This is a genomic window from Mesorhizobium sp. M0062 (assembly GCF_040323125.1).
In the GTDB taxonomy this organism is placed as follows: domain Bacteria; phylum Pseudomonadota; class Alphaproteobacteria; order Rhizobiales; family Rhizobiaceae; genus Mesorhizobium.
In genome coordinates, this window is the sequence record NZ_JAMYUO010000009.1 from 87,667 (window position 1) to 107,004 (window position 19,338).

Genomic DNA, 19,338 nt, shown 5'->3' on the forward strand with positions numbered 1-19,338 from the left:
ATGCCAGCGAGCACCAAGCCAGCCAGCATCGAACCTGGAATTTTGGAGTTGGGGCATGGGCTTGGGAAATTGTGGACGACTGGGTCTGGCGAACGCCGATCCGGTGCATCGGCCTATGGCAAAGGCAATGGCAGCCTTGCTTGCGGGGGCAGCGACGATCGCGCTGCTGACATCGCCGGCCAGCGCTCAGCAGGCCGCTCAGCCGGCCGCTGACCAGGCCGACCAGACCAGGAAAACCGAGGACACCAAGCCGGCGCCCGCCGGCGCGACCCTGCTGGACAAGATCCTCGTCATCAGCCGCACCGGCAAGACGGCAATCGAATCGCTGGCCTCAGCCAGCCATGTCGACCAGGAACAGCTCGACCGCCGCATGGCGACGACGCCGAACGAAATGCTGCTCGGTGTGCCTGGTGTCGCCGTGCAGGCCGATGCGCGACGCGTCAGCTCCAGCATCAACATCCGCGGCCTGCAGGATTTCGGTCGCGTCGCGGTCATCGTCGACGGTGCCAGGCAGAATTTCCAGCGCTCAGACCACGGCACGCAGTCGACCTTCTATGTCGATCCCGAGCTCATCAAATCCGTTGACGTCATTCGCGGACCGACCGCCAACACCTACGGCTCCGGCGCCATTGGCGGCGTCGTCTTCTTCGACACCAAGGATGCGGTGGATTTCCTCAGACCGGGCGAAACCTGGGCCGGCTCCGTCACCGGGCGCTATGAAAGCAACGGCAAGGGCTGGACCGCCAGTGCCAGCGGCGCCTACAAATTCAACGACGATTTGGATGTGCTGGGCAACATCGTCTACCGCGACTACGGAGACTACAAGAATGGCAGCGGCGACACCGTCGCCGGCACCGGCTTCGACCTGCTGAGCGGCCTGCTCAAGACCACAATCCGCCCCAGCGAAGACAGCGAATTGAAGCTCGGCTGGGTCGGCTCGAGCGACGGCTGGACGGAAACCAGCGGCGGCGTGCCGGCCAACGACGTCGACCTGAAGTCGAACACCTTCACCGCCCGCTACAACATCACTGACGACGCCAGGAGCTGGCTCGATCTCCACATCAACGCCTCCTACAACAAGACCAATCTCGACCTCACCACGCTGGTCCCGCAGAACCGCTTCGATCCGTCGACCGGCCTTCCCGTGCTGCTGCCCGTCGGTTCGACCTCGACCTTCGACGTTGGCACGGCCGGCGTCGACATCTGGAACACGTCGCGCTTCGAAACAGCCGGTGTTGCGCACGAATTGACCTATGGCGGCGACTGGGTGGGTGACGATGTCGAGACCGGCGGCACCGCCGGCGGCGACAGCTTCTACACCCCATCGGGCAAGCGTAGTGTTTCGGGCGCCTACATCCAGGACAAGCTCACCTGGGACTGGCTCGAGGTCATTGCCGGGCTGCGTTACGACAATTACAGCCTCGAAGACAGCACCCACGAAACGTCAGGTGATCGTCTGTCGCCGCGCATCACCGTTGGTGTCACGCCTTTCGAAAGCGCCAGCCTGGCGGGCCTGCAGTTCTATGGCACCTACGCGGAAGGCTACCGCTCGCCGTCGCTGACCGAAACGCTGATCAGCGGCAACCATCCGGCAGGCGTCACCTTCCCGTTCCTGCCCAACCCAAACCTGCGGCCTGAAACCGGCAAGACCACCGAGTTCGGCGTCAACTACAAGCTGAACGACCTCATCGAGGCCGGCGACGCGTTCCGGCTCAAGGCCGCCTACTTCCACAACGATGTCGATGACTACATCGAAGGCGTCACACTGTCGGCATTCGACCCGACCAGCGGCTGCCCGTTCGGCCCCGGCATTCCGATCTGCTTCCAGTACCAGAACGTCGCCCAGGCCAAGATAAACGGCTTCGAACTGGAAAGCGTCTACGATGCCGCCTGGGGTTATGCCGGGCTCTCCGCCTCGATCACCAACGGCCACACCATCTCCGATGAAGGTGAGCGCGCCGACCTTGCCACCATCCCGTCCTCGCAGGTCACCGGGCAGCTCGGCTTCCGCTTCCTTCAGGACAAGCTGACCGTCGGCGGCGAGGTGCAGTACAACGGCAAGCCGAAGGGCAACCCCGTAGCCAAGGATTATACTCTGGTCAACGCCTTCGCCAGTTACCAGGCCACCGACAATCTGAAGGTGGACTTCCGCGCCGACAATTTGTTCGACGTCAAATACACCAACCCGCTGAACGGCGGCACCACCGCCGTCATCTATGAACCCGGCATCACGCTGAAGCTGGCCGCAACCATGCGCTTTGGAGGCTGACACCCATGACAAGTTTGACGGCATCGCTTCGGCTCCTGACCTCGACGCTGGCGATGTCGCTTGGCTTGATGCCGGCGTGGGCTCAGTCCGCGCCGGCTCCGCAACTCAGCCTCGAGCTCAATGCCGCGCAGCCCTCGGACAAGGGTTGCCGGCTGACCTTCGTCGTCAACAATGCGCTCGGCGCCGATCTGTCCAAGGCGGCTTTCGAAATCGCGCTGTTCAACGAGGCCGGCGTGGTCGACCGCCTGAGCGTGCTCGACTTCAAGGACCTGCCGGCCGGCAAGACCAAGGTGATCCGCTTCGACCTCGCCGGCACCGACTGCACCAAACTCAGCCGCGTGCTGATCAACAGCGCCACCGAATGCGCCGGCGTCGAACCGGGCGCCTGCATGCGCGGCCTGAAGACGCAGACCAAGACCGGTATCGCATTCGGCGTTTGAGGTGGGTCTGCATCCCGCCTTCCTGCACGACAATGCGACACGACCCGTCGCAGCTCCGCCGTTATGGCCGGCAACCGATCTTGATTTGACAATCCCGCCGCGCTCGCGGCAGGTCTCGCCGCGAACCATGCAGGACATCACCCCCCTCCCCGACGCCGGCAACGAACCGGCGATAACAATGGACGAGCTCGTACAGCCGGCGGCCGCGGACCGCAAATGGACTGTGGCGATCGTCGCGTCCTGCCTGCTCCATGCCGCTGCCGCAGCGGCGTTCATGGTCGCACCCGCCGGGACATTCGATACCGGAAAGGCAATACAGGCCGAAGGCGCCGATCGATCAGGCGCAGACGTCCTCGGCACCGCTTTGCAAAACCCGGTACCCGACGCAGTGGATGTTACCCTGGTAACCGATCCTCAGCCGGCCAACCCCGTCCAACCCACGCCGCAAACCGAGGCGCCTCAAGCCGTAGAGGAGCCGGCGGCGCCCAAATCTGCGCCGGAAGCTGCCAAGCAGGTAGTCGTCGCTCCGGATGCACCGACGGCTGCCATCCCGGATGATCAAAGTGTCGCCCCGGAGGGTGAGACGCCTGCACCGTCACCGGTTCAAACGCATAGTTCGGAGGCGTCTCCCGCCAATGAGCCTGCCGTTGAATTGCCTACCGCGAGGCCACCAGTCCCAAGCCCGAGGCCAAGTACATCAATATCAGGCGCACCAATACCGGGAGAGACTGGCGGCACGGCAGATGGCGAGGAGCGCGAGGCAACGGCGGTTGCCAGCAAAGGCGGAAAACAGGGCGCGGCGGGCAATTCGATGGAATCCGGCTACAGCGTTGAAGTTCAGAACAAGCTTGTCCGCGCCAACCGCCACGTTTCGAAGGCGGTTCAAGCCAAGGCTCGCAACAATGCCAGGGTCTATTTCGTCGTCATGGCCGACGGCAGCGTCAGCGACTTGCAGCTTATCGAAAGTTCAGGGTCTGCCGAGCTAGACCAATTCGCTTTGAAACTGGTGCGCCAGCAAGCCCCGTTCCCGCCCATTCCACCCGAGACCGGATTATCAAGTTGGGTGTTCAGGGCGCGGATCGGTCCGTTTTAACCAGCTCGCAGACCTTCGCCAAATGTCGTCGTCCACCAATTCAAGAGGAAGCCCAATGTACATCGCCATGAACCGCTTCAAGGTCCAGAACGGCTCGGAGACTGCCTTCGAGGATGTCTGGAAGAACCGCGATTCCAGCCTTTCGAAGATGGAAGGCTTCAGGGAATTCCACTTGCTGCGCGGCCCGGTCAACGAGGCCGAGGGTTACACGCTGTTTGCCTCGCACACGGTGTGGGCAAGCCATGAGGATTTCGTCGCCTGGACCAAATCCGAGAATTTTCGCGCCGCCCATCGCAACACCGGCACCTCGAAGGTGCATTATCTCGGCCATCCGCAGTTCGAAGGCTTTTCGGTTGTCGAAGGCGCCTGATTGAGATTTCACCCGTCGACGAGATCTGACGACCTGCAGATGCCGTCATGTTCCGGTTGAATTCCGGCCGCCCAGTCGCCGAAGCCACTGGGCAATGTGCAGGCGCAGCCGCCGCCAGGGCTGTCCGCGTGTCAGGTAGCGCGCCAACCGCGGATCACCGGCCAGCTCCGGGAACTGGCGCACATGCTGCATCAGGAATGCAGGTATGAAATTTCGCCCGTTGAGATCGCTGAGCCAGGCAGAATTCGCCAGCAAATAGTCTGCGGCATCCGCCGCCAACACGCTCCTGTAGCTCCTGTATGCAGGCGTTTGCCGCACATTGCCGCCGGCAAAGGCAGTTCCGGTGGACAGGTTGGAGCCATGCAGGCGATAGAGGCCGAGACCTTCTGACAGGATGAGGCTGCCGCCGGCCTGGTGCGCGAGTGTCGCCGTCAGATAATCCGTCCCGACCTTGGCCTTGAACGGGAAGGACAATACCGGTTCCAGCGCGCCACGCCGGTACATGATCGCCGAGCATTGCGACCACAGCCAGCCCGTCACCGCAGGTGCGAAATAGGTTACCGGATGCTCCGATGCGTAGGCGATCCCGGGCGCCATGCCGGCAAGCCGGCCACCGGGCGCGATGGCGACGCCATTGCGATCCGCTCCGGACCGCGGTTTGCGCAAGGCAAGGAAGGTACCGCCCAGCAAGGTGCCGTCGCCATCGACAAGGAACACATCGGAACTCGACAGTGCGGCCGAATGCGTCGTGTTGAGGTGGGCGGACAGATGCGCGAGGAGAAAATCCGGCAGCCACACGTCATCGGCGTCGAGAAACGCGACGAAGGGCGCGTCGGTTGCGGCAAAGCCGTCGCGGAATCCCGCGGTCTGGCCGCCATTCTCCTTGCGCGCCAACAGGCGCAGGCGCGGGTCTTCTATATCCCTTAGAAGCTGTCGGACATGGTCGGCCGAGCCGTCCGTCGAGGCATCGTCGACGATGACGCATTCCCAATTCCGGTAGGTCTGCGCAAGCACCGAGCGGATCGCCTGTTCGACGTACGGCCGATAGTTGAAGCAAGTGATGACCACCGCCACGCGCGGCAGCTCAAACGGTCGGGACGTGTCTTCCATCTGTTCGGCTGCCCCGCTCGAGTTGCTCTCTGTCCCTTGCGCATACCCTTGCAACCCGACGCAGGCAAGCGAGCCGCGAAAAGCCCCCTAGGCCGCCGCGAGCAGGCTGGCATTGCCGCCGGCAGCCGTGGTGTCGACGCAGACAGCGCGTTCATGCGCATAGGCCGCCGGGTTGAGCACCTCGCTGACCAGCGGCACGATCGGCCCGCTGCGGTCGGCAATGACCTTGCGCACGATCCGCGCCGCCTCGGGCCTGCCCGAGAAGGCGACGACATCGACGCGCAGCGAACGCGCTTCGACTGGGTCTGGCCGACCGTCTATGGCCGCCAGCGGCAACCCCTTGCCGGTCAGCGCCGACAGTGCTGCCGGCGCGCCCGGCGCCACGGCCAGCACCGCATTGCCGGCGGCCAGCGCCTGGATCGTCTGGGCAAGCAGCGTTTCGGCGTCCGGACCGAGGCACAGCACCCGGCCGCGCGGCGACAGCGACAGCGTGTTGGCCTCGCCGGTCGGTCCGGGCAGGTCGACCTGGCCGAAATCGATGGCGGCTGCAGCGCCGATGGCTGCAGCGCCCTTGCCACGCAAATGCTTTCTCAAGATGGCGATGCGATCCGGCCGCGTCGACCAGCCGCCAAGCGTCGGATCGGGCAGATTGTCGGCGAGTTCGGTCGCAGTCACCTTGTGGCCCTCGGCAATCTCCGTGCCCGCCTCCGGCCCTTTGCGGAACCGCCGGAGATAATGCGGCCCGCCGGCCTTCGGCCCGGTGCCCGAAAGCCCCTCGCCGCCAAAGGGCTGCGAACCGACGACGGCGCCGATCTGGTTGCGGTTGACATAGATGTTGCCGGCATGGATGCCGTCGACGAAATGCTGGGCGCGGCCTTCTATGCGGGTGTGCAGGCCGAAGGTCAGGCCATAGCCCTTGCGGTTGATGGCGGCGATGACGGCGTCGATCCCGTCGGCGTCGAAGCTGGCGACATGCAGCACCGGGCCGAACACTTCGCGCTCCATCTCCTCGATGCCTTTGACCCGGAACACATGCGGCGCAACGAAGCGGCCGTCCTTCGGTGCTTCGAGTTTGGCAATCAACCGGCCCTGCAGCCCCATCTTGGTGCAATACTCGCGGATCGATTCCTGCGCCTCGTCATCGATGACCGGCCCGACATCGGTCGAAATCTGCCAGGGATCGCCGATGGTGAGCGCTTCCATGGCGCCCTTCAGCATCTCCAGCATCTTCTTCTCGACATCCTTCTGCACGTAGAGCACGCGCAGCGCCGAACAGCGCTGACCCGCACTCTGGAAGGCGGATGCCAGAATGTCGCGCACCGCCTGTTCGGGCAGTGCTGTGGAATCGACGATCATGGCATTGAGACCGCCGGTCTCCGCGATCAGCATGGCGTCGGGCGCGGCTGTCTCGGCCAGTTGCTTCTCGATCAGCTTTGCAACCTCGGTCGAGCCGGTGAAGCATACGCCGGCAATGCGCGGATCCGCAGTTAGCGGTCCGCCGACCGACGGACCGTCGCCCGGCAGAAGCTGGATGACATCTTCCGGCACGCCGGCCTCGCGCAGCAGCTCGACGGCGCGGAAGGCGATCAGCGGGGTCTGTTCGGCTGGCTTGGCGATGACCGAATTGCCGGTGACGAGCGCTGCCGCGATCTGGCCGGTGAAGATGGCGAGCGGGAAATTCCACGGCGAAATGCACACGATCGCGCCGCGCGCCTCGGTGCCCGCTTCGTTGTTGGCCGCTTCGGCAGCGTAGTAGCGCAGGAAGTCGACGGCTTCGCGCACTTCAGCCACGCCGTCGGCCAGCGACTTGCCGGCTTCCCTTGTAGCCAGCGCGAAAAACTCGACCGCATTGGCCTCATAGAGGTCGGCGGCGCGGTTGAGGATGGCGGCGCGCTCGGCAACGGGACGCTTCGCCCAGGACGGCTGCGCTTCCACAGCAAAGCGCACCGCGGTCGCGACCTGCTTGGCAGCGGCTTCGGCGACCGTGCCGACGATCTCGGCAGGCTTTGCCGGATTGACCACCGGGCGCTGCTTGCCGTAGCCGGCGGCGCGCGTCATCGGCTTGGCATGCCAGCGCTCGGGCCCGGCAAAGGCCGCCTTGGCCTTGTCGATCGCCGCCAGCGTCACCGGATCGGTGATGTCGAACCCCTTCGAGTTGCGCCGACCAGCGCCGAAGATCGTCGCAGGACGAGCGATTGCCGGATTGGCGGCGGGGCCCTGGCTCTCGACCGTCTCGAGCGGATCGCGCGCAATATCCTCCGGCTCGACGTCCTCGTCGGTGAGCTGATGGACGAAGGAGGAGTTGGCGCCATTCTCCAGCAGGCGGCGAACCAGATAGGCCAAGAGGTCGGAGTGCGCGCCGACCGGCGCATAGATGCGGCAGCGCGTGCCTTCGGCCCGGCGCACCGTCTCATGCAGCGCTTCGCCCATGCCGTGCAGGCGCTGGAATTCGAAAGCGTCACGGTTGTCAGCCATCGACAGGATGGCGGCGACGGTATGGGCATTGTGCGTGGCGAATTGCGGATAGATACGGTCGGTCATGCCAAGCAGCTTCCTAGCGCAGGCCATATAGGAAACATCGGTGTTGGCCTTGCGGGTGAAGACGGGGTAGCCGGAAAGCCCCAGCGTCTGCGCCCGCTTGATCTCGGTGTCCCAATAGGCGCCCTTGACCAGCCGCACCATGATGTTGCGGTCGTACTTTTTCGCCAGCGCATAGAGCCAGTCGATTGTGAAGGCCGCGCGCGGGCCGTAGGCCTGGACGACGACGCCAAAGCCGTTCCAGCCGGCAAGCTCCGGCTCAGCCAGCACGCGCTCGATGACATCGAGCGACAGGTCGAGCCGGTCGGCCTCCTCGGCGTCGATGTTGAGGCCCATGCGCGAATGGCGTGCGGCCAGCGCCAGCGACAGCAGCCGCTCGGCCATCACCGGCAGCATCTTTTCCTTCTGTGCCTCTTCATAGCGCGGATGCAGCGCCGACAGTTTGACCGAGATGCCGTGGTTCTGGCGGATATCGGGACCGTTGGAGCCTGAATCCAGCGAGGAGATCGCGTCGGCATAGGCCTTGAGGTAGCGCAGCGCATCGGCCTCGGTGCGGGCGGCCTCGCCCAGCATGTCGAAGGAATAGAGATAACCTTTCTGGATCATCGACTTGCCGCGCTTGACGGCTTCCGCAATGGTGCGGCCGAGCACGAACTGCTCGCCCATTTCGCGCATGGCGGCGGCGACCGCCTTGCGGATCACCGGTTCGCCCAGCCGGCGAACCATCGAGCGCAGCGTGCCTTCAATGCCGCCCTCGCCTTCGTCGAGCACACGGCCGGTCAGCATCAGCGCCCAGGTCGAGGCGTTGACGAAGATCGAGCTCGAACCGCCCGAATGCGCCGACCAGTCATGCGGTGCGATCTTGTCGGCGATCAGGTCGTCCATGGTCTCGGTGTCAGGCACGCGCAGCAGTGCCTCGGCCAGGCACATGAGCGCCACTCCTTCCTTGGTGGAGAGGCCGTAGGCCGAGAGAAAAACCTCCATCAGCCGCGGGTCGGACGAGCCGCGCACCGCGCGCACCAGATCCGCGGCACGGGCCGAGACGGCTTTGCGGTCATCGGCCGAAAGTTCTGTCGCGGCAGCCAGGCGCTTCACAGCCGCGTCTTCGTCGGGCAGGTAGTTGGCGCGGATCTGCTGGCGGATGGTGTCGAGCGGCATGGCGGTCCTGCGGAGCAAGCATCTGGGAGCGGGCCGGCGGTCGCCGGACCGAATGGCGCAAGCTAGCACAGAGCCGCATTTTCGGCCGGTCCAAAGAAATCGACATGGCAGGCCGAGCGGTCTATCATGCGGCTAAATTGTTATCAGATGGACTGTGATATCCGTGACAGGAGACCAATTGGACCGCATCGACAGAAACATCCTGTCGGCGCTGGCGCGCGACGGGCGGCTGTCCATGTCGGAACTGGCCGGCAAGGTCGGCCTGTCGAAGACGCCGGTGCAGGCGCGGGTGAAGCGCCTGGAGAAGGACGGCTATATCAGGGGCTATCAGGCGATCATCGATCGCGAGCGCATGGGCGAAGGTCATGTCGCCTTCGTCCAGGTCAAATTGTCGGACACACGCTCGGCCGCGCTCGATGCTTTCAATCGCGCGGTGCAGGCCGTGCCGGAGATCGAGCAGTGCCACATGATGGCGTCGAGCTTCGATTATCTCCTGAAAGTCCGTACCACCGACATCGCCGCCTATCGCCGTGTTCTCGGTGAGCGCATCTCGGCGCTCCCCCACGTCGCCCAGACCTCGACCTTCGTGGCGATGGAGACGGTGAAGGATCGCTAGCTCACTCCGACAGCGTCTTCAAAAACGCCACCAGCGCCGCGCGTTCGCGGTCCGACAGTTGCAACGGGTGCACTTCGGAGGTGCCTTCAACGGCCGCCTCCGCCTTCGCGTAGTGCGCCACCACCTCCTCCAGCGTGGAGAACTGTCCGGCATGCATATAGGGCGGCCGTGTCGCCGCGCCCCGCAGCGACGGCGTCTTGTAGGCACGCATCAGTTCGGGTGCTGCCTTGACGATGAAGCGCAGTTCTCCGCAGGCGCCGGCGTCGCCATCGCGGAAGGCGCCGAAGCAGTTGAATGGGTCGGCCTGAACCTGGGCCACCGCATCGAAACGGCCGCGATCCAATGGCAAATCCCTGACCGGCCGCACGCCGGTGTTGTGGAAAGCGTTGTCGGTGAAGCGCGGGCCGTTATGGCAGGTGACGCAATTGGCCTTGCCGATGAACAGTTTCAGCCCGAGCATCTCCTCCTGCGAAAAGGCATCGTCGGCTTTCGGCTTGGCGCCTGACGCAAGATCGATGGCAAAGCGGTCAAAGCGCGTCTGTGCCGGTTCGATCGACCGTTCGAAGGCGGCGATCGCCTTGCCGATGTTGGAAAAGACGCGGTTGACGTCGTCCATTTGCGCCGCGGTCATTGCCTTCCACGCCGCCTGCTCGGCCTCATTGCCGAGCGGGCTGGCGTTGGCCGGCACGGCGGAAAGATCCGGCAGTGGCCCGAAGATGCGCTCATAGCGCTCGCCGAACCGCTTCTGGATGTAATGCGCGAAGGCCGCGCGGTTCCCCGCCTGCTCAAGCGGGTTTTCCAGCGGCGTCAGCGCCTGCGCCCACAGGCTGTCGCGCCGTCCATCCCAGAAGAACCACGGATTGCGGGCAATGCCGGCCAGCGGCATCGAGCGCCTGTTGGTTCGGCCAACGCCGACGGATTGCGGCAGGTCATCCTGGAATTGCCGGTCGATCTTGTGGCAGGTCGAGCAGGATACGTTCCCGTCACGGCTCATCCCCTGATCGAAGAACAGAGTGGAGCCCAGGGCGGCGGCGGCCGGCACGTCGGCGAAGCGGTTGGTGGTGTCGGGTTTGAGCGCCGGCAAGGTGTTCAGCGCCAGCGAAGCGATGGTCTTCTTCTCGGCATCGGAAAAATCCGGTTTGCCGCAGCCGGCAACGAGCACGACCGCCGCCAATGCCAGAAAGCGCAACAGGCCGTTCATCCGCTCACAGCACCACGTTGAAGACGACCGTGTCGGAACCGGCCGCCGCCGAAATGGCGAAGCGCAACTGCCACACGCCGCTCATGGTGAATTTCAGCCCCTCGATCCTGTAGCGCCCCTCGCCAAGATAATCGGTCGCCTGCGGACTGGTCGGCAAGCCGTGATTGTGCTGCGGCATGCCGCCGGACACCGAGATCGCCGCACCTTCCACGGAATCGCCGTTGACCGTCTTCAGGGTCAGCAACCAGGATTGCAGTTCGCCTTGCCGGATAACGCCGCGTTCCGGCTGAATGCTGGCGACAAACAAGCCGTTCGCCGTCTTCTTCGAGCGCGAAATATCCGGGCCCGGCGCCGACTGCGGCGCGGTCAGATAGACGATCGCCAATATGCCAGCCAGCAAGCCGGCCAGACCAACGCCCGCAAGAAGATAACGCCATATCGATGCCAAACCGGTTCCTCTTCTGGGCATAACGTCTCGGGAAGCAATTCGCGTCCCGCCGCTTCTGTGGGAAAACGCTTCTGGCGCAAAAAACCGCCGCCGCCAAGCATGGCGCTGCCGGCCGCAAAAAGCTACAGCAGCGAACTGATCCGGAGACAGATACATGGCAGCAGACGGCGTCGCTTCGATCGGTGAATGCATGCTCGAGCTGTCCGGCCAGGCCGGGCCGAACTGGCGCATGGGCTTTGCCGGCGACACGTTCAACACGCTGTGGGCGCTGCATGCGCTGAGCGGCGAGCGGCCGGCGACCTATGTCTCGGCCTTCGGCGACGATCCCTTCTCGCAGGGCCAGATTTCGTTCTTCGCCGAAAACGGCATCGACATCGGCGCCAGCCCGGTCATCCCAGGCGCGCGGCCCGGCCTCTACGCCATCACCTTGACCGGCGCCGAACGCGCCTTCACCTACTGGCGCAGCGACGCGGCGGCCAGGCGGCTCGCCTCGGACCCGGCCGCCTTGGCAAAAAGCCTTGAAAACCAGGCTGTTGTGTATTTTTCCGGAATCACTTTGGCAATTCTGGATGCCGCCGCGCGCAAGACGTTGCTGGCGGAAGTGTCCAAGGCGCGGGCTGCCGGTTCGCTCGTCGCCTTCGACCCCAACTACCGGCCGCGCCTGTGGCAGAGCCGCGAGGAGGCGCAAGCCGCGATCCTCGACGCGCTTGCCGTCACCGACATCGCGCTGCCGACCTTTCCCGACGAGCAGATGCTGTTTGGCGACACGGCATCGCAAGCGACCGCCGAGCGGTTCGGAAAACTGGTCGGCGAAGTCGTCGTCAAGAATGGCGAGGAACCCGCGCTGATCGCCACTGGCGGAGCCCTGCAGCCGGTTCCGGCCCAGCATGTCGCCACCCCGGTCGACACCACCGGCGCCGGCGATTCCTTCAATGGCGGCTATCTCGCCGCCCGGCTTGCCGGCCATGCCCCGGCGGATGCCGTGCAGCGCGCGCATCGCGTCGCCGCCGCTGTCGTGCAGGTGCGAGGCGCGCTGGCGCCGTTCGAGGTTCTAAGAACCGCTTTCGAGGGCTAAGACCTTAGGGAAGCCTGAAACGATATTCCGTCACCTGATGACAGATCTGGCCCGGCCACAGCGTGGCCTGCGGGAAATAGGGCCGGTTCGGCGCGTCGGGCCAGGTCTGCGCTTCCAGGCAAAAGCCGGAAAACGCCTTGTAGCGCCGTCCGTCCAGGCCGCCCGAGGTCGGCGCGACATACTGGCCGGTGTAAAGCTGCAGGCCCGGCTCGGTGGTCCAGACTTCCATCTCGACGCCGGAATTGGCGCCTTGCGCCCACGCCACCTGGTGAAGCGGGCCCCGGGCTGACGCCAGGCAGAAATTGACGTCGTAGGGAAGCTGCTCGCCTTCCGTTTCCATGCGCAGCGGCCGCGCCTGGCGGAAGTCGAAGGGCGTGCCGTCGACAGGTTTGACGACGCCGGTCGGGATCATCTCGCCATCGACCGGCGTATAGGCGCCGGCATTCAGCATCAGCCGGTGGTCGAGAATGTCACCGGTGCCGCCATCGTCGAGATTGAAATAGGAATGCTGCGCCAGATTGCACAGCGTCGGCTCCTCGCAGGTGGCGGTCAGCTCCATCGAGAGCGTGCCGGGAATCTTCAGCCGGTAGGTGCAGGTGACGTCGAGCGCGCCGGGAAAGCCCATCGTGCCCTCGGGATCGTGCAGGGTCAGGGTGACGAAATCCCGGCCATGCAGCGAAACCGTCCACGGCCGCTGGAAGAAGCCCTCCGAACCGCCATGCAGCGTGTGCTTGCCGAGGAAATTGCGCTCGGTCTGGTAGCGCTGGCCGGCAATGGTGAAGCGGCCGTCGCGGATGCGGTTGGCGTAACGGCCGACGACCGCGCCGAAGAAGGCCCGGTCGGTCTCGTAAGGCTCGAAGCGGTCGTAGCCCAGCACCAGCGGCGCATCGTGGCCGGCGAGGCGCAGATCCTGGATGATTGCGCCGAGCCCGATGATGTTGGCGCTGATGCCGCCGCCCCGGATGGTGAAACGGCGAACGGGTTCGCCCGCCTGCGTCGTGCCGAAGACTTCGCCGTCCTTCATCGCTATGTCCAAATGCTAATTCGTCGATCTATCGACTTAGAGCAATTCCAGGAAAAGTGTGAAACGGTTTTCCGTCCGGAATTGCAAAAAACAAAGAACTGGAGCGGTTCGGCGTTTCCGTGAAACGCTGAACCGCTCCAGGCCGGCTGAATGTCGTCTGGCAAGGGCCGGCCCGCGGCCTGCCCTGCCCGTCAATGATTTAGAGGCCGAGACCCCCGATGCAGACATATTTGGTGTCGAGATAGTCCTCGATGCCCTGATGTCCGCCTTCCTTGCCGAGGCCCGATTCCTTGACGCCGCCGAACGGCGCTTCCGGCGTGGTGATCAGGCCTTCATTGACGCCGACCATGCCGTATTTCAGGCCTTCCATGACCCGGAAGGCGCGGCCGAGGTCGCCGGTGTAGAAATAGGCGGCAAGGCCGAACTCGGTGTCGTTGGCAAGCGCAATGGCTTCCTCCTCGGTCTCGAACTTGAACACCGGGGCGATCGGGCCAAAAATCTCTTCCTTCATGAAGCGCATGTCAGGCTTCGCATCGGCGATGACGGTCGGCTGGAAGAATGAGCCGCCAAGCGCGTGGCGCTTGCCGCCGGCAACGACCTTGCCGCCCTTCGACGTGGCGTCGGCGATGAATTCCTCGACCTTCTCGACCGCCTTCACGTCGATCAGCGGTCCCTGCTGCACGCCCTCTTCCAGGCCCGAGCCAACCTTCAGCGCATTGCTGGCAGCGGCCAGCTTCTCGACAAACTTGTCGTAGATGCCGGCCTGCACCAGGAAGCGGTTGGTGCACACGCAGGTCTGGCCTGAATTGCGGTATTTGGCGGTGATGGCGCCGGCGACGGCGCGATCGAGGTCGGCATCGTCGAAGACCACGAACGGCGCATTGCCGCCGAGTTCCATCGAGACCTTCTTGACGGTGACGGACGACTTCTGGATCAGCAGCTTGCCGATCTCGGTCGAGCCGGTGAAGGTGATCTTCGACACCAGCGGATTGGCGCAGATCTCGTCGCCGATTTCGCCGGCAGCACCCGTGAGGATGTTGATGACGCCCTTTGGGAAGCCGACTTCCTCGGCGAGCGCGCCCCATGCAAGGCCGGAATACGGCGTCTGCGAGGCGGGCTTGACCACGGCGGTGCAGCCGGCGGCAAGCGCGGGGCCGAGCTTGCGGGCAAGCATCGAGGAGGGGAAATTCCACGGCGTGATGGCGGCAATGACGCCGACCGGCTCCTTGGTCACCAGGATGCGGCGATCGCCCCACGGCGATGGCACGACATCGCCATAGGTGCGGCGGCCTTCCTCGGCAAACCACATGATGTAGGCGGCGGCCGAACCGATCTCGCCCTTGGATTCGGCGAGCGACTTGCCCTGCTCGATGGTGAGCAGTTCGGCCAGCACATCCTGATTATCCATCATCGCGTCATGCAGCTTGCGCAGCAGCTTCGAGCGCTCCAGCGCGGTCGTCTTGCGCCAGGTCTTGAAGGCTTCGCTTGCGGCTTCGATGGCGCGGCGGGTTTCCGCCTTGCCCGACTTCGGCACGGTGCCGATCTTGAGACCGGTGGCCGGGTTGTTGACGTCGACCGCTTGGCCGCTGTCGGCCTGCACCCATTCGCCATTGATGAGATTGGCCTGGCGCATGAAATGGCTGGTTTTCTGCAGCATGGTCTAGCCTCCGTTCGGCGCACTGACGGGCCGGTCTGTGGATGTCTTCGATGAGCGCGCGCAATGGCCTGGATGCCCGACACGCTGAGCCACTGCTCTTTACCTAGGGCAAGCTCGGCAAGCAATTGCAAGATGGCATATAGGCTTTGGGCCAGCCAAACGCCAGAGAAAATTCACATGTAAATTAGTTTGGGCCCCAGCCTTGCCGAAGACCAAGCCTACCCAAAGACATGAACCACCACCGTCAGCCAAAAGGCGGTTGTAACAACCGCGCTTGCCGTGGCGATGGTCATCTGGTTCGACGCCAGCGCCTGGCCGGTGTTGAACTGAACGGCGATGAGATAGGAATTGATGCCGGACGGCAGCGCCGCCACCACGACCGCCACTTTGGCCGTCAAGGGCGGCAGGCCAAACAGCCAGACCAGGCCGAGCACCAGCGCCGGCATCAGGAACAGTTTCAGCGTCGACAGCGCCAGCGCCGGTCGGATGTTACCGGAAATGCCGAAACGGCGCAGGCTGAGCCCCATGGCGAACAGCGCCACCGGCCCGGCGGTGTTAGCCAGCGCATCGACCAGCCGCGTCGCAAGGTTCGGCAGCGGCGCGCCGGTGAGGCGCCATGCCAGCCCGGCCAGGATGCCGATGATCAGCGGGTTCGTGAACAGTCTTCTCAGAAAGCTCTGGATGATGCGCAGCGGGTGTACGGGCTCGCTGCCGCCGCGGCCAAATATCTCGAACATGATGATCGAAGCCATCATCATGGTCGGCAGGTGCACGGAAACGAGCAGCGACAGCACTTCGAATCCGCTGGACCCGAATACGCCGAGAACGAAGGGAATGCCCAGCAACACCACATTCGAGAAGGATGACGACACTCCACCGACGATGCCGGTGCGCGCGTCCCGCCCGAAGATCCGTGTCGTCACCAGATGGCCGGCGGCCCATGTCATTGCAACCGCCGCGAAATAAGCACCCCACAGCGACCAGGGCGCCACGCCGTGGAAATCGGAATTCACCATCGTCCGAAACAGCAGCAGCGGCATCGCCACGTTGATGGCGAATTCGGAGATGCCGTCCCCGCTGGCCGGTTTCAGATAGCCGGTGAGCCCGGTGACATAGCCGAGCGCAACGAGGCTGAAGACGAAAAGAACGGTTTCGGTAAGCGGAGACATTTTTCAGGGATAGGCGAGCCCGGATTCCAGCGCAATCGCCATGATCTTCAGAAACTGATCCTCGATCCGCCCGGCGCCTGAATTTGATCATGGTCGGGTGGCAGCGCTATACAGGCTTGGGATCATCAGGGCGGACACACAGCGAATGGTTGCGACGCCGAAACAGCGTCATTTCAGACAGGGGTGGCTGGCGGGTTTCGTCGCTATACTGCTTTGCCTTGGCGTATCTGAGGCCCAGGCCGCCGAGACCAAAAGTCTCAAGGGCGTGGCGCTGATCATCGGCCAGTCGAAATACAAACACATCGCAGCCCTTGCCAACCCGGCCAACGACGCCCGCGACATGGCCAAGATGCTGACCGACCTCGGCTTCGACGCCCGCAACGTCACCGATCGCGATGCCGCCAAGCTGAAGCGCGATCTCGATCGGTTTGTCGAGGACGCCGAAGGCGCCGACGTCGCCTTCATCTATTATTCCGGCCACGGCATCGAGGCGGGCGGCGAGAATTATCTGGTGCCGGTCGATGCCGACGTCTCGTCGTTGAAAAATGCTGGTGAGGCGCTGGTGCCGATTTCAGCCGTCATGGACGAGCTGAAAAAGACCGTGCCGGTGACGATCGTGCTGCTTGACGCCTGCCGCACCAACCCGTTTCCGCCGGACGCGGTCGTGCGACGCGGGCCGACGGCTTCCGCCGAGCCTGTCGGCGCCGGCGGGCTGGAACCGGTGCGCGGCGCAAAAGCCCTCGCCGATGCCTCATTGGATAATGCCAGCCTGGGAACCGTGGTCGGCTTCGCCGCTGAGCCGGGCCGACCCGCACTTGATGGCGCCGCCGGCGAAAACAGCCCCTACGCCGCCGCCCTGCTGCGCCACCTCACCGCGATGAAAGGCACGGAATTCGGCTCGGTCATGCGCATGGTCACCGAGGAGGTCTATCTCGACACCAAGGCAAAGCAGCGCCCCTGGGTCAGCGAGAGTCTGCGTCGCCTGCTCTATTTCGGCGTCGCGCCGCCGGAACCGACCGGCGACGACGGGCTGATCACCGGTGAGCGGCGGCAATTGCTGCTGACCATTTCCGACCTGCCCGATCCCAAACGGGCTCAGGTGGAGTTGGCTTCTCTGCAGGACGGCGTGCCCCTTGACGCGCTCTACGGCGTGCTCAAGGCGCTCGGCACGGAAAAGATCCCTGAGGATCCCAACGACCTGCAGAAGGTGCTGGACAGCCAGGCCGAGCGTCTGAAGAAGATGATGGCCGAGCGCGCCGCATTACGCACCGACGATCCCGAGATCAGTCGCCTGGTCGCATCCGCCGACAAGGCCATAGGCCAGGGCGCCATGGTGACGGCGCGCAAATTCCTCGACGACGCGGTCGGCCGGATCGAGGAAAACAGCGGTGCGGTCGACGAGGCCGAGGACCTGCTCCGGCAAAAGCGCATCGCCGACGCCGCCATCTATGCCAAACGCGCCGACGCCGCCGCGCTGGTCTTCGACTACAAATCCGCCGCCAACGACTATGCCAAGGCGTATTCGTTGGTCGAGAAGTGGGACGAAAAGCTGCGCTGGAACTACAAGAACCAGGAGGCCGAGGCGTTGAACGCTCATGGCTACGCCACCGGCGACCTCGATGCGCTGCAGCACTCCATCGAGGCCTATCGCACCATCTTGAACTTCATCCCCAACGGCGAACAGAATCGCGACTGGGCAATCACCCGCAACAACATGGCGGTGGTGCTGCAGACCATTGGAGAGCGCGAAACCGAGACTGCGCATCTCGAAGAAGCAGCGGTGATTTTCCGCGATTCGCTGGTGGTGTTCGAGCGCGAGAAGGACGACCGCAACTGGGCCGCGGCGCAGAACAACCTGGCCAACGTGCTTCTGAAGATCGGCGAACGCGAGAGCGACCCGAAGCGTCTCAATGAAGCGGTGGCGGCGACGCGCGCCACCCTTGAGAAGCGTCCGCGCGACAAGCTGCCGTTGGACTGGGCCGGTTCGCAGAACAATCTAGGCCTCGCGCTCTATGCACTCTCCGAGCGTGAGCCTGCCGGCGAGCATCTCACCCAGGCCGAAGCAGCCTACCGGCTGGCGCTTGAGGAATACACACGCGAGAAAGCACCCGTGGAATGGGCGATGGTCGAGAACAATCTCGGCAACACGCTTGTAACGCTTGGCATCCAGCTCAACGACAAGGCGAAGATCAACGAGGCGGCCGACGCGTTTCGCGCCGCGCTGGAAGTGCGAACCCGCGAAACTTTCCCGGTGTCCTGGGCGACCAGCCGCCTCAACCTGGGCAATGCGCTGAGCGGTATCGCCCGCTTCGATATGGGCACGGCTACGCTCGAAGAAGCTGCTGCTGCCTATGACGACGCTCTGACGGTGTTTACCCGCAAGCGCTTCCCGATGGACTGGGCGTCAGCCCAGAACAATCTCGGCTCGATCTATCAGACGCTGGGCCAGCGCACGCGTGATGCGGCCAAGCTGGAACAGTCGGCGGCAGCCTTCCAGGCGGCACGGCAGGTCTATGTCAGGCGGAAGTTCCCGCAGGACTGGGCGATGAGCTACTACAATCTCGGCAACACGCTGCAGCTTCTCGGCGGCGTCACCGACAAGCCCGAGCATTACAGCGAGGCGGTCGACGCCTACGGCAATGCGTTGCGCGAGTACAAGCGCGAGACCAACCCGCGGCAATGGGCAATGGCCCAGGCCGGCCTGGGCTCGACGCTGCACTGGTTGAGCATGAGCAATGGCGATGCCAAGACGCTGCAGGATTCGATTGCGGCGCGGCGGGCAGCGCTCGAAATACTCACCATCGAGGCCGCGCCGGTCGACTGGGCCAACGCTCAAAATGGCATCGGTATGAGCCTGCTCAATCTCGGCAATCTCCAGCGGACCGACAAATATCTCAACGACGCCGAAGCGGCGTTCACGGCGGCGCTGAAGGTGTTTACGCGCGAAAGTCAGCCGCTGCAGTGGGCCTTCGAGCAGAACAATATCGGCGACGTCCACTGGAACCGCGCCAGCTATGGCGCGGGCAAGCCGGAATATCTCAAGGCGATCGAATTCTTCGAGAACGCCAAGCAGGGCTTCACCGAAGCCGGCTACACGATCCCTATCCCGCTCACCGATCAGAAGATCGAGCTGGCGAAGAAGCAAATGGCGAAAATGTGAAGCGAACCGA

General features: G+C 64.1%; 14 protein-coding genes. 7 read left to right on the forward strand and 7 right to left on the reverse strand.

Annotated features, from left to right (window positions below; all coding sequences use genetic code 11):
• Window positions 1-127: 127 nt before the first annotated feature.
• From NKJ64_RS13460 to hmuQ, 4 genes are all read left to right on the forward strand, one after another.
• Complete coding sequence (locus NKJ64_RS13460; RefSeq protein WP_352462770.1) at window positions 128-2,269, forward strand: TonB-dependent hemoglobin/transferrin/lactoferrin family receptor; 2,142 nt, start codon at window positions 128-130, stop codon at window positions 2,267-2,269.
• A gap of 5 nt (window positions 2,270-2,274) precedes the next feature.
• Entirely contained in the window at window positions 2,275-2,709 is a 435-nt protein-coding gene (locus NKJ64_RS13465) for a hypothetical protein (RefSeq protein ID WP_023821471.1), read from the forward strand.
• A gap of 178 nt (window positions 2,710-2,887) precedes the next feature.
• The gene (locus tag NKJ64_RS13470; protein WP_352462771.1) at window positions 2,888-3,802 is read left to right on the forward strand and encodes an energy transducer TonB family protein; all 915 of its coding nucleotides are present in this window, start codon (window positions 2,888-2,890) and stop codon (window positions 3,800-3,802) included.
• A gap of 55 nt (window positions 3,803-3,857) precedes the next feature.
• Window positions 3,858-4,172, forward strand: coding sequence for a heme-degrading protein HmuQ (gene hmuQ, locus NKJ64_RS13475; protein WP_023688161.1), 315 nt, complete (start codon window positions 3,858-3,860; stop codon window positions 4,170-4,172).
• A gap of 45 nt (window positions 4,173-4,217) precedes the next feature.
• On the opposite strand, the gene NKJ64_RS13480 is transcribed toward hmuQ, so the two are convergent.
• Together NKJ64_RS13480 and putA are read right to left on the reverse strand one after the other, a co-directional pair.
• Window positions 4,218-5,282, reverse strand: a complete 1,065-nt coding sequence (locus tag NKJ64_RS13480) for a glycosyltransferase (RefSeq protein WP_023829377.1) — start codon at window positions 5,280-5,282, stop codon at window positions 4,218-4,220.
• 87 nt (window positions 5,283-5,369) lie between these two features.
• Window positions 5,370-8,978, reverse strand: a complete 3,609-nt coding sequence (putA, locus tag NKJ64_RS13485; RefSeq protein ID WP_023815476.1) for a bifunctional proline dehydrogenase/L-glutamate gamma-semialdehyde dehydrogenase PutA — start codon at window positions 8,976-8,978, stop codon at window positions 5,370-5,372.
• Window positions 8,979-9,141: 163 nt separating this feature from the next.
• Between putA and NKJ64_RS13490 the strand changes: the two genes are divergently transcribed.
• Window positions 9,142-9,594 carry an Lrp/AsnC family transcriptional regulator gene (locus NKJ64_RS13490; protein WP_023688158.1) on the forward strand — a complete coding sequence of 151 codons (453 nt, stop codon included), beginning with the start codon at window positions 9,142-9,144 and terminating at the stop codon, window positions 9,592-9,594.
• A 1-nt stretch (window position 9,595) separates the two neighbouring features.
• Here NKJ64_RS13490 and NKJ64_RS13495 read toward each other — a convergent pair whose 3' ends face one another.
• Together NKJ64_RS13495 and NKJ64_RS13500 are read right to left on the reverse strand one after the other, a co-directional pair.
• The gene (locus tag NKJ64_RS13495) at window positions 9,596-10,795 is read right to left on the reverse strand and encodes a cytochrome-c peroxidase (protein ID WP_352462772.1); all 1,200 of its coding nucleotides are present in this window, start codon (window positions 10,793-10,795) and stop codon (window positions 9,596-9,598) included.
• A gap of 4 nt (window positions 10,796-10,799) precedes the next feature.
• Window positions 10,800-11,474 carry a FixH family protein gene (locus NKJ64_RS13500; protein WP_245260578.1) on the reverse strand — a complete coding sequence of 225 codons (675 nt, stop codon included), beginning with the start codon at window positions 11,472-11,474 and terminating at the stop codon, window positions 10,800-10,802.
• Between NKJ64_RS13500 and NKJ64_RS13505 the strand changes: the two genes are divergently transcribed.
• On the forward strand, window positions 11,398-12,318 hold the full coding sequence (locus NKJ64_RS13505; RefSeq protein WP_023829379.1) for a sugar kinase: 921 nt from the start codon (window positions 11,398-11,400) through the stop codon (window positions 12,316-12,318). The genes NKJ64_RS13500 and NKJ64_RS13505 overlap by 77 nt on opposite strands.
• A gap of 4 nt (window positions 12,319-12,322) precedes the next feature.
• Here the strand turns inward: NKJ64_RS13505 and NKJ64_RS13510 are convergent, their stop codons facing one another.
• The 3 genes from NKJ64_RS13510 to NKJ64_RS13520 all read right to left on the reverse strand — a co-directional run bounded on the left by NKJ64_RS13510 (window position 12,323) and on the right by NKJ64_RS13520 (window position 16,168).
• Entirely contained in the window at window positions 12,323-13,348 is a 1,026-nt protein-coding gene (locus tag NKJ64_RS13510) for an aldose epimerase family protein (RefSeq protein WP_352462790.1), read from the reverse strand.
• Between the two features lie 193 nt (window positions 13,349-13,541).
• Complete coding sequence (locus NKJ64_RS13515) at window positions 13,542-14,999, reverse strand: NAD-dependent succinate-semialdehyde dehydrogenase (protein ID WP_023714372.1); 1,458 nt, start codon at window positions 14,997-14,999, stop codon at window positions 13,542-13,544.
• Between the two features lie 218 nt (window positions 15,000-15,217).
• Window positions 15,218-16,168 carry an AEC family transporter gene (locus NKJ64_RS13520; protein WP_023670444.1) on the reverse strand — a complete coding sequence of 317 codons (951 nt, stop codon included), beginning with the start codon at window positions 16,166-16,168 and terminating at the stop codon, window positions 15,218-15,220.
• A gap of 145 nt (window positions 16,169-16,313) precedes the next feature.
• On the opposite strand from NKJ64_RS13520, the gene NKJ64_RS13525 reads away from it, so the two are divergent.
• Entirely contained in the window at window positions 16,314-19,328 is a 3,015-nt protein-coding gene (locus NKJ64_RS13525; protein WP_023744739.1) for a caspase family protein, read from the forward strand.
• The last annotated feature ends 10 nt before the right edge of the window (window positions 19,329-19,338 follow it).

Bases quoted from the DNA above. Each gene is read 5' to 3' on its own strand.
- NKJ64_RS13460 (WP_352462770.1), top strand. From the start codon at position 128: ATGGCAGCCTTGCTTGCGGGGGCAGCGACGATCGCGCTGCTGACATCG.
- NKJ64_RS13495 (WP_352462772.1), bottom strand. From the start codon at position 10,795: ATGAACGGCCTGTTGCGCTTTCTGGCATTGGCGGCGGTCGTGCTCGTT.
- NKJ64_RS13505 (WP_023829379.1), top strand. From the start codon at position 11,398: ATGGCAGCAGACGGCGTCGCTTCGATCGGTGAATGCATGCTCGAGCTG.
- NKJ64_RS13520 (WP_023670444.1), bottom strand. From the start codon at position 16,168: ATGTCTCCGCTTACCGAAACCGTTCTTTTCGTCTTCAGCCTCGTTGCG.
- NKJ64_RS13465 (WP_023821471.1), top strand. From the start codon at position 2,275: ATGACAAGTTTGACGGCATCGCTTCGGCTCCTGACCTCGACGCTGGCG.
- NKJ64_RS13515 (WP_023714372.1), bottom strand. From the start codon at position 14,999: ATGCTGCAGAAAACCAGCCATTTCATGCGCCAGGCCAATCTCATCAAT.
- NKJ64_RS13480 (WP_023829377.1), bottom strand. From the start codon at position 5,282: ATGGAAGACACGTCCCGACCGTTTGAGCTGCCGCGCGTGGCGGTGGTC.
- NKJ64_RS13500 (WP_245260578.1), bottom strand. From the start codon at position 11,474: ATGCGCCAGTTCGGCCCGGCCTGGCCGGACAGCTCGAGCATGCATTCA.
- hmuQ (WP_023688161.1), top strand. From the start codon at position 3,858: ATGTACATCGCCATGAACCGCTTCAAGGTCCAGAACGGCTCGGAGACT.
- NKJ64_RS13525 (WP_023744739.1), top strand. From the start codon at position 16,314: ATGGTTGCGACGCCGAAACAGCGTCATTTCAGACAGGGGTGGCTGGCG.
- NKJ64_RS13470 (WP_352462771.1), top strand. From the start codon at position 2,888: ATGGACGAGCTCGTACAGCCGGCGGCCGCGGACCGCAAATGGACTGTG.
- putA (WP_023815476.1), bottom strand. From the start codon at position 8,978: ATGCCGCTCGACACCATCCGCCAGCAGATCCGCGCCAACTACCTGCCC.